This window comes from Thermogemmatispora sp. (assembly GCF_019683635.1).
In the GTDB taxonomy this organism is placed as follows: Bacteria; Chloroflexota; Ktedonobacteria; order Ktedonobacterales; family Ktedonobacteraceae; genus Thermogemmatispora.
The window spans coordinates 18,896-28,621 of sequence record NZ_JADGIA010000050.1 but is presented as its reverse complement, the minus strand read 5'-3'; the positions used below and the strand labels follow the sequence as shown (position 1 = coordinate 28,621).

Sequence of the window (9,726 nt, the reverse complement as noted above, 5' to 3'; positions counted from 1 at the left end):
AAGGACTGAAGGAAGGACGAGAGAAAGGTCTCAAGGAAGGACGAGAGAAAGGCCTCAAGGAAGGACTGAAAGAAGGACGTCAGCAAGAACGGGCCGAGCGCCTGAGCGAATTGCGGCGCATGCTGGTAGCCATGGTATCTGCCCGCTTTCCTGAGCTTGGTGAGCTGGCCAGGGAAGTTGCTGCCGGCATCAGCGAGCCAGCGGCCTTGACCGAGCTGGTGGTGAGCGTTGGCCTGGTGCAGGAAGGCGAGCAGCTGCGCCAGCGGCTACTGGAGCAGGCCAGCGGGCATCGTCGTCCATCTAACAGCAAAGTCGATCAATTGGGGCAGTAGGCAGCTGTTAGCTGTGCTAATTGATGACCTTTCGTGCTGCTGAAGGGTGAAGGCGGGGCTGCTCTCCTCCTAATCCGAGCGTCGCCGGCCCTTCAGCAGCGTTCCCAGGCGCACCTCACTCATGATCATACCCAAACAGATACAGGCGCCGCCCACCCAGGCCAGGCCGCTCAAGGTCTGGCCTGCCAGCGTCCCAAAGATGCCAGCCCACACCGGCTCACAGGCATAGATCAGCGCCGCGTGTGTGCTACTGATATACTGCTGCGCCCAGTTCATGGCCCCCAGGCAAAAGCCGATATCCACCACTCCCATAAAAAGCACAGCTCCCCAAATGGTCCCATTGCCCGGTAGCAGCAGCTCCTGGTGCGTCGACAATGCCGTCGCGAAACTCAGCAGTGAAGTCGTAGCTAGCTGGACAATCGCCAGGTTGAGGGCATCGGCCCCCGCCACAAACTTACTGATGCAGACGATATGCAAGGCGAAAGCAACCGCACAGCCCAGAATCAGGGCTTCGCCCAGGCCAAAGCTCAGGTTGAAATTCTTATTGACCGAGAGCAGCGTCAGGCCCAGCAGAGAGAAGACAAATCCGAGACCTGCCTCCAACGAAGGGCGCTGGCGAAGCAACAACACAGCAAAGAACGGCACCAGCGGGATATACAGGCCCGTAATAAAGCCCGCCTTGCTCGTGATCGTGTACTGCAAGCCCAACGTCTGCAGCGCATAACCACTAAAGAGCAAGACACCGAGGATCATCCCTCTGCGCAGCTCCGCTCCTGTCAACCGGCGTAAGTGGCGGCGAAAGAGCAGCGCCAACGTCAGCGCTCCGATGCCAAAGTTATACCCTAAGTAAGTAAAGAGACCGACAAAGTGGATAGCATACTTCGTCACCAGGAACGTACTGCCCCAGATCATCGTCACTACCAGAAGCAACCCATCGATACGCAAACGCCACCAGAGTCCTCTCGCCGGGGATGCTCCTTCAGAAGCAGAGGTAGAAGAAACCAGCCTGGGCTGTTCCGCTGCAGTAGAGAGCTTCTCTTGTGGAGTCATGGTCGTGAGACAGGTACCTTTCCAGGGGGACCGCGAGCCTATGCCTATGGTTCCCATTGTCCATCAAACAAGGTTGTTGCTGCCCCTCTCCTCTCCCCAGCTGCCCAAGCAAGCAGCACAGCGGCGCAGGGGTAGACGAAGTCAGCTCGGCAGGGCTGACCTGGTAGAGCCGGCATGACCGGCAGCCAGTCAGCCAGCCATCAGTCTAACACAAAAAGCCCCGCCTCGTCAGCCCACAGTGGGCGGAGAGGCGGGGATAGGCGAGAAGCGGTGCAGAAGAAAGAGACTCGGCTCCTTCCTCTACCTCTGAGTGTGGCCGGCTTCGGTCTGCAAGCTTGCCGCGTTGGGAAGAGCGGCCTCTCGCCGCAAAGCCTCGACCAGCTCGCGCAGGAATAGCTCGGCATCGGTGACCAGGCCAGCCGCCTGGAAACTGCCGCGATCGGCCAGCTTCGTCACCACTGCTGGGTTGATATCCACCACCACCGTGCGCACTGTGGCCGGCAGCAGGTTGCCGGTGGCAATGGCGTGCAGCATCGAAGCCACCATAATCGCCATCTCCACCCCTTGCAAAGCGCGGCGCATCTGGCGCTGCGCCTCCTGCATATCGGTAATCACGCCCGGCATGGGGCCATCGTCGCGGATCGAGCCGGCCAACACCAGCGGCACCTGGTGCTTGATTGCCTCATAGATCAACCCTTCGCGGAGCAGACCGACCTCGACCGCCTTCTCTAGCGAACCAACCGCCCGAATCGCATTGATCGCCCGCAAGTGATTGCGATGGCCGCCTTCTACCTGTTCACCCGTGCGCAGATCGACCCCGAGCGAGGTACCGAAGAGGGCCGCCTCCACATCGTGGGTCACAATGGCGTTCCCTCCGAAAATGACCTGCACGTAGCCGCGCCGGATCAGCTCCGCCACATAGCGGCCCGCCCCCGTGTGGATCACTGCCGGGCCGAGCACAAAGAGAATCTTTCCACCGTGGGCCCGGGTCTCCTGCATCTGGCGCGCGATATGCTGGATCATCAAGATCTTCGCTTTCTCAGAAGAGACATCGCTCTGCATAAAGGCAAAGATCTCGCGCTCGCGGGCGCGCTCAAAGGACTGTACCCGGATACCTTCGTGGCCAACCACCACCTCGTCGCCGACCTCGACCTCATGCATCGGCTTGCAGTAGGCACGGCGGTGCTCACGATCAATGACGATGGCCACATCCATCTCAATCTGCTCCACATCGACCCACTGGCCCCCGAGCCGGACCTGTGTCGGCAGGTTCGTCGTCGAATAGAAGCCCTCGGGGAGCACTCCCCGCTGTTCCACACGTGCTGTACGCACATCGTGACCATTGACGAGCATGGCCCCGAGCTGCTGCAGCTCCGAGAGGATCAGATCGAGCGTCTGCTCGTCATCGGCTTTGATCTCCATGCGCACATAGCTCGGCTCGCTCTTATGCTTACCGACCTGAATCTCCTGAATCAGGAAGTCACCGCCGCGATCCATGATGATGTCCCAGGCGCGCGGCAATGTCCAGGAGTCAATGATATGTCCACTGAGTTCGATAATTTCGCTCGCCATGAGAATGACGCTTCCCCCAGACCAAACAAGATGGAACGCTCAAGCACTGCCTGCTGCTTGGGCGTTGTGTAAGTAACAGGGCAAGGACGGAACAGAGAGGAAAAGAGGCGACTCCGTTGCCCACCTGTGGCCCCGCGCGCTGTTCTGGGTCCAGTTTAGTGCGCCCAGGCATGGCTGTCAACTCCTGGCGCTGGCCAGGGCCGCCGCAGTGATGGCTACCAGCGTCGTCCAATAGGGCAGATAGTTTGGAAGGGACAGGCCCGGCATTTGGCCGCTTTCTGCCGGGCGAGTATGGGCGGCTGCTCGGCGCTGCAGCGCTGCATCTCTTCGAGCAGACGAATCACCTTGCGTCGCAGCGCCGGCGTGTATTCGATGGTAAACTCGTTGTCTGCGTAGCGCAGGATGCCGTGCGTTGGGGGAACAGCAAAGTAGTCCTCCAGGATCAGGCAGTAGGCGCCGATCTGGACTACATGGTTGCTATAAGGCACAGTAGCATTCTGTACCTGCAGCTTCAGCTCGACAGGTACAGGGCGCCCATCTGGCAGCTCGACGACATAATCAGGCTTACCGACCAGCGGATAGCTGCTCGATATCAGCGGCTCCCCCTGGCCGTCGGCGTCCTCGTAGACAAGGGTGCCCTCGGGCAGACCCAGAGCACGCTGGCGCTCTGCCAACAGACGGGCACGCTGGGCAGCGCGCTCATTGCGAAGCAGGAGCAAGAGCGCGATGGCAATGAGCAGAACGGCAAGGCCAAGCGAAAGCAAGATGCTATTGAGCATGGTTCATTTCTTCGTGCAGCCGCTCTCTGTTGCTCACGGCGTGCGCCGCTCACTCACGCTCGGCCCGGCGGGACATTGGCTGCGCTGAGCGAGCGGAGCGAGCGCACGCCCTCAGCCGGCCAGTCAGTGCAGGAAGACGGCGGCGGCGATGAGCACGATGGCGCCGATCAAGAGCACAATGGCGACCAGGGTGAGCCGACGGCTGCAGCCGGAGAAGGGCAGAGCGCGCGCTTCATCGTAGACGTCTTCCAGCGCCTCCGCATGTTCTCGATGTTGCTCCTGCCCGGTATCGAAGGCGCCCCGCCGCAACAAGAGACGCTCGTGCAGCTGATACTCCGGGAGCGCCGTGGCCTGGGGGCCATGCTCGTGCTCCAGCTCGACCATTCGTGCGAATAGCTCTTCTGTATCTGCCTGGGCGGCTGGCTCGTATTGCTCGTGCCACCAGGCGAGCGGACAGTATTCGAAGGCTGCCACTTCGCTGGCGGTAAAATAGCGTTTGGACTTTTCTTTCCCTCGCGGCTGGCGTTGCTCTGGCTGCATGGAGGCTCCTCCACAGCGGCGACCTGACGGCCTTCCTGCCCGCCGTAACCGGCGCTGGTCTTATTCGCTGCGGGCGGGCTGCTTCGCCTCGCTGGTCTCGGAGCTGGGACTGGTACCGGCCAGCCCTAGCTCAGCGGCGATGCCCGACATGGCCGTGATGACATTGGCAATGTGCTCGTCAAGGTCAACGCCCAGCTCAGCGGCTCCGCGGACGATATCATCGCGGTTGACACCGGCGGCGAAGCCTTTCGTTTTCATCTTCTTGCGTACCGACGAGACCTCCAGTCCAAGAATACTTTTGTTGGGCCGCACGAGCGCGGTAGCGGTGATGAGGCCAGTGATCTCGTCGCAGGCATAGAGCGCTTTGGAGAGCAGATCGGTGCGTGGGTGAGTCTCTGCGTTGAGGTCGTTATGGGCCAGAATGGCATAGATAATGCGCTCATCGTAGCCGGCCTCGCGCAGCCAGCCGGCCAGCACGCGGGTGTGCTGCTGCAGGTCAGGATACTCCTCGTAGTCGCAGTCGTGCAGCAGACCAGTAATGCCCCACAGCTCTTCGTCCTCGCCGTATTTGCGCGCATAGAAGCGCATGGCGGCCTCGACAGCTAACATATGACGCTGCAGATTCAGATTTTTCACGTGCTCGGTCATCAGACGATAAGCATCATCACGAGTTGGCATATGCACGTTTTCTCCAGTTGCTCTCGTTTCTCTCAGGCGAGTGTCCTGGGAGTTTCCATTATAGCACAGGTCTCCCGTCACGGCGTATGGCCTGCTGCCATCGGCCTGTGAGAAAAGCAGGGAAAGGATAGCGCCCCACGCGCAAAGTATGCTATACTGGGAGCAATCGAGATGGGCGCGGCGCGCTCAGCTCGTTGCAGAGCAGCATTGGCCCCGCGCTCCTCGGGAGTAAAGATCATTACAGCATTTCTCATCCTTCTATTGTATGCCTGTTACCGACGGCGGGCTGCATGTGGGCCGCTGCGGGTAGCGGCAGATCTAGATAGGGGCTGGTTTTCTCGATGAGCGAGATTAAGGTTAATCCGGGCGAGCCGTTTGACGTCGCCCTGAAAAAGTTTAACCGCCGCGTGCAGCAGGATGGCATTCTCTCTGAGGCCCGCCGTCGCGCGCGCTATGAGAGTCCGCAGGACCGCCGCAAACGCAAGGCGGCCAACCTGCGTCGTAAACTTCGTCGTTCGCGCCGTGGTTGAGGATGGCGCCAGACCCACAACAGGGTGCTGGCTGCCGCCTACCGGTGATTGCCGTTCAAGCTGTTCCTCTATGAGTATGGGAGAGGGGAGTGACTCATTGAGGAGTGGAACCCGTCTGGCGCTCCCTCCTCGCCGCTGGGGTATGTCCCTTCCGGCGGTGACATCTTCCCATCTCCCCTTTTTTCTATAGAAGCTCCCCTCTCTTCTCCTGGTTGAAGAAATACCTCTCTTACTTGTCTTTCTCCTCTTGTTGAGATCTGGCCCCGACGCCTGAATCTCCGGCAGCTGACTCGGTCTCGCCCGTGGACTAGGCGCGCAGCGTCACTCCCAGGCCGGGAGCCTCGGGCAGGACCAGCTTGCCCTGGACGACTCGTACGCCGCTGCAGGGGTCGTTGTCAACGAGCAGGTTGCCGTCGAGATCGGCGTAGTCTACAAGCGGCGTCAGGTGGGCGGCAGCGGTAATCGCCAGCGAGCTTTCGATCATACAGCCCAGCATGACCTGGAGGTGGTGGGCGCGGGCTGCGTGGATCAGCTTCAGGGCCCGATTGATGCCACCACATTTCATCAGTTTAATGTTGATGCCGTCGACACAGCCGACAAGGCGTGGAATGTCTTCCAGGGAGACGCAGCTTTCATCAACGATGATTGGGACGGGGACCTGCTGACGAAGGAGGCGCAGGCCCTCCAGGTCGCCGGGGGCGATGGGCTGCTCAACAAACTCGATGCCGTACTCGGCCAGGGCGTTGATGGTGCGAATGGCTTCCTTGACGGTCCAGCCGGCATTGGCGTCAACGCGCAGAGTGGCCTGCGAGACAGCGCGGATGGCCCGCACGTTCTCAACGTCCTGCCTGGTGCCTACTTTGATCTTGAGAATGGGATAATCGCGGGCGCGAGCTGCCTTCTCGGCCATGCGCTCAGGCGTATCGAGGCCGATGGTGAAGGAGGTGAGGGCGCTGCGCTCAGGATTGAGGCCGAGCAGACGATAGAGCGGCAGGTTGAGCCGCTTCCCAACGAGGTCGTAGAGGGCCATGTCAATAGCGGCTTTAGCGGCGGGACTGCGCCCGATGGCCTGGTCGAGGCGCGCAAGAATGTCCTCGATGAGGAACGGATCATCTCCAAGCTCCTCAGCAAAGCGCTCCAGGCAGGCGCGAGTGGTGGCAAAGGTGTCGCCATAGTAGGCAGAGGGGGCGGCTTCGCCGTAGCCGCTGAGACCATCGTGAGTGATGGTGACAAGCAGATTGTCGGCGACCTCTTCGACGCCACGCGAGATGCGGAAGGGCGTACTGAGTCTGAGCTGCAATGGACGAGTCTCTAGCTGCATGATTGGCTGCTCCTTGCTCTCCTTGGGGTCTTGATTGCTGCGGGCTGGCTTCTCCAGGCTCTCGTCGCGCCTCCTCCTTCGCTCTCTTGGGACCTGCCTGGTTGACTCCAGAGCTGCTCACTCAGCGTATGAGATCCAACGCAACGCCAAAGCCGGAGGGCCGTATCTGCTTCAGAGCATAGCATAGGAGGCCAATGGCTGTCTGCTTCTGGTTGGGCTGGAGAAAGGTCGATGATGAGGTTGCGACAGGCTTGAGACAGGACTCTGCCTTCCTTGCAACAGCGACTGACTATACTCTCTCCTGTACCGAGGCCCTCGCTCCTGCAGGCAGATAGGCAAACAGCCTGTCGGCTCTCTCGGGGGCCAGGTTCTCAGGCCAGAATCTGGAAAAGAGGAAACAGAGCATGCCTATGAATGCGATAAAGACAGCACTCTATACGTGTTTGAAGCGCTGCGTCAGTTACTGCTTTAATCTACTGAATCTCCTGCTTGGTGGGAAGCTGCCGCCCTTCGGGAGCGCAGCGGTGGTCGTCGAGGAGCAGGGGCGCTACCTGGTGCTGCTCCTTCCCAGCGGGCGGGCGGTCTTCCCTGGCGGCTTTATGACCTGGCGAGAGCACCCGCGCGAGGCGGCGGAGCGTGAGGGACGCGAAGAAACGGGGTTACTGCTGGAAGCCGATGATCTAATCAATTTTTACTCACTGGTGACGACCGACTGGCGGGCTATGAGTACGATCAGTTTTGTCTATCACGCGCATGTGCGCGGTGGGCTTCTGCGTCCGGGAATGGAGGGCCGCCCGTGCTGGCTCACAGAGGAGGAGCTGCGACAACGCATGGATCGCCAGTCGCTGCGTGTTCTCGATGACTACCTGGGCTATTGTCAACGCCGGCGCGACGAGCTGAGTCACGTCAAAACCCTGGTCCCCCTGATGCGCTGAGATGCTGGTCGAAATGGGAAGAGACGGTCGCTGCTGGCTGGCTGTCTCTCCCACGCACGCCTGCTTGTGTTTCAGTCTCCTCTCTATAGTAGTAGCAGAACATACGGATATATAACCATCGAAGATTATATATCCGGTTTTGGAATAACATAGTAATGATAGCAGAGAGGAGAAAATGAATATAACGCGCCTCCGAAGACTCCTCGTGTGGGCCGTGGCCATCGGGCTGATCGTGCCAGCATCGCTGGTGGTAGCTCCGCCGCGGGCGCGTGCTCTGCCCCAGGCCGGGCCGATCGGCAAGATCAGCGTCTTTGCGACTGGGCTAAACAACCCGCGTGGCCTGCACTTCGGTCCTGACGGGCAGCTCTATGTTGCTGAAGGTGGCCTTGGCGGCAAGCAATCTACGGTGGGTCGCTGTCAGCAGGTGCCGTCGCCGATTGGACCGTACACGGGCGGCTTCAGCGCGCGCATCTCGCGCATTGACCGTCACGGCAAGCGTGTCACCTTGATCGATCATCTGCCTTCCAGCCAGACCAGTCCGGCCAGTGGAAGCGAGATCAGCGGCGTCTCTGATCTCAGCTTTATTGGTCACAGGCTCTACGGCCTGCTCGCCGGCGCTGGCTGCTCGCACGGCGTACCACAGGTGCCCAACGCTATTTTCCGCTTTGAGCCGGAGCGCCATCGCGTCGTCTACATCGCCGATCTCAGTCATTTTCTGCAGACACACCCGGTCAGGCATCCTGATCAGGAGGACTTCGAGCCTGACGGGACCTGGTATAGTATGGTGGCGGTCGATGGCAGCCTGTACGCGCTGGAGCCGAATCACGGTGAGCTGGATCGGATCACCCCGCCTTGGCAGCATGACCGGCATGCAGGGAGTGAGATCCAGCGGGTGGCCGATATCTCGGCCAGCCAGGGCCACATTGTGCCGACGGCGGTGGCCTTTCATCATGGTCTCTTCTATGTGGCCAATCTGGGCACCTTTCCGGTCCATGTGGGAACAGAGAAACTGCTGGCGATCACGCCGCGTGGCCATGTGCGTGTCCTGATGAGCGGGTTGACGGCGGTGGTTGGCCTGGCCTTTGATTGGCGCGGGCGACTCTATGTTCTGGAGACAACTACTGCTAACAATGCTGGCCCGGTGCCCGGTACTGGTATGATTGTGCGCGTCAGCGAGCGCGGACGTCAGGTACTGGTGGCCTCGGGCCTCAGTTTCCCAACCGCTATGACCTTCGGGCCGGATGGCGATCTCTATGTTTCGAACAAGGGCTACGGCTACGCCCCTGGGCAGGGAGAGATTCTGCGTATCCATCTCCCTGAACATTAGCCCTTATCTTCCTCGCCTCGCCGGCTTGCTCAAAACCCTGTTTTGATCCGGCGGAGCCGATCAGCTTTCCCTAGGAGGGCATGAGCCTGATCGTTTGACAGACAGCCCGCGCTGCGTCAGCAGGCTCGTGCCTCTGGCGTTTTGGGTGTTCTGTTATGCCTGTCTTATAGTCTTGCTTGGCCGGGAGAGAGGAGGCGAGCGGCTGGATAGTGACAGAAGTGCCATTTAAGTAAAAAGATATTAAAAGTTAAAGTTCAATTTTAGTGGCAGGTGGTCATGACAGGAAAAGGGCGAGAGATCTGTGTGGATACAGCAAAGGCGGTCAAGGCTCGAATGCGATGCAGGTGATGGAAGGCGGCAGGTAGCTGTAAGCGGGGAGCAGTGAAAGTGCACGAGGGAAAGTAAGCAGGCTTATATTGTTGAGAGATTTCTCTCAGAATGGACGTAATATCTATACAGCTCAGCCTGCTACTAAGGAAGGCGGCCAGGCGGACGTTTCAGCGATCGAAAGGAGGCAATGATGCACAAGAAGAAACGTCACCATCCTCGGGGGCACGCGTAGCAGGAAGCATCTTCTCTATGTTACCAGTCGGTGCCGGCTGGTAAAAAGCCACTCATTACCATTTTCTCCGTCCTGACAGGACAGAAGCCAGAAGAGAGGT

At 59.8% G+C, this 9,726-nt stretch carries 10 protein-coding genes; 4 read left to right on the top strand and 6 right to left on the bottom strand.

Translation table 11 applies throughout. The features are described from left to right. Positions 1-332 (top strand): hypothetical protein (locus IRZ31_RS07995; protein ID WP_363325650.1); only part of this gene is annotated, 332 nt, incomplete at its 5' end. Between the two features lie 69 nt (positions 333-401). Here IRZ31_RS07995 and IRZ31_RS07990 read toward each other — a convergent pair. The 5 genes from IRZ31_RS07990 to IRZ31_RS07970 form a co-directional block, all read right to left on the bottom strand. Next, entirely contained in the window at positions 402-1,277 is an 876-nt protein-coding gene (locus tag IRZ31_RS07990) for a DMT family transporter (protein WP_189362120.1), read from the bottom strand. Between the two features lie 405 nt (positions 1,278-1,682). Next, on the bottom strand, positions 1,683-2,954 hold the full coding sequence (locus IRZ31_RS07985; protein WP_297152102.1) for a TIGR00300 family protein: 1,272 nt from the start codon (positions 2,952-2,954) through the stop codon (positions 1,683-1,685). 215 nt (positions 2,955-3,169) lie between these two features. After that, the gene (gene cas4 / locus IRZ31_RS07980; protein ID WP_112432714.1) at positions 3,170-3,733 is read right to left on the bottom strand and encodes a CRISPR-associated protein Cas4; all 564 of its coding nucleotides are present in this window, start codon (positions 3,731-3,733) and stop codon (positions 3,170-3,172) included. Between the two features lie 123 nt (positions 3,734-3,856). Then, on the bottom strand, positions 3,857-4,273 hold the full coding sequence (locus tag IRZ31_RS07975) for a hypothetical protein (protein WP_112432716.1): 417 nt from the start codon (positions 4,271-4,273) through the stop codon (positions 3,857-3,859). A 60-nt stretch (positions 4,274-4,333) separates the two neighbouring features. Next, positions 4,334-4,951 carry an HD domain-containing protein gene (locus IRZ31_RS07970; protein ID WP_297152096.1) on the bottom strand — a complete coding sequence of 206 codons (618 nt, stop codon included), beginning with the start codon at positions 4,949-4,951 and terminating at the stop codon, positions 4,334-4,336. A 341-nt stretch (positions 4,952-5,292) separates the two neighbouring features. Between IRZ31_RS07970 and rpsU the strand changes: the two genes are divergently transcribed. After that, positions 5,293-5,481 carry a 30S ribosomal protein S21 gene (gene rpsU / locus IRZ31_RS07965; RefSeq protein ID WP_052890055.1) on the top strand — a complete coding sequence of 63 codons (189 nt, stop codon included), beginning with the start codon at positions 5,293-5,295 and terminating at the stop codon, positions 5,479-5,481. Positions 5,482-5,788: 307 nt separating this feature from the next. Here the strand turns inward: rpsU and IRZ31_RS07960 are convergent, their stop codons facing one another. Next, positions 5,789-6,802 (bottom strand): dipeptide epimerase, encoded by a 1,014-nt coding sequence (locus IRZ31_RS07960; protein WP_297152090.1) that lies wholly within the window; start codon positions 6,800-6,802, stop codon positions 5,789-5,791. 410 nt (positions 6,803-7,212) lie between these two features. Here IRZ31_RS07960 and IRZ31_RS07955 point away from each other — a divergent pair, with 410 nt between their 5' ends. Together IRZ31_RS07955 and IRZ31_RS07950 are read left to right on the top strand one after the other, a co-directional pair. Then, complete coding sequence (locus IRZ31_RS07955) at positions 7,213-7,737, top strand: NUDIX domain-containing protein (protein WP_189362124.1); 525 nt, start codon at positions 7,213-7,215, stop codon at positions 7,735-7,737. Positions 7,738-7,912: 175 nt separating this feature from the next. Further along, a complete protein-coding gene (locus tag IRZ31_RS07950; protein ID WP_297152085.1) occupies positions 7,913-9,064 on the top strand; it encodes a ScyD/ScyE family protein in 1,152 nt (383 codons plus the stop codon). Positions 9,065-9,726: the final 662 nt, after the last annotated feature.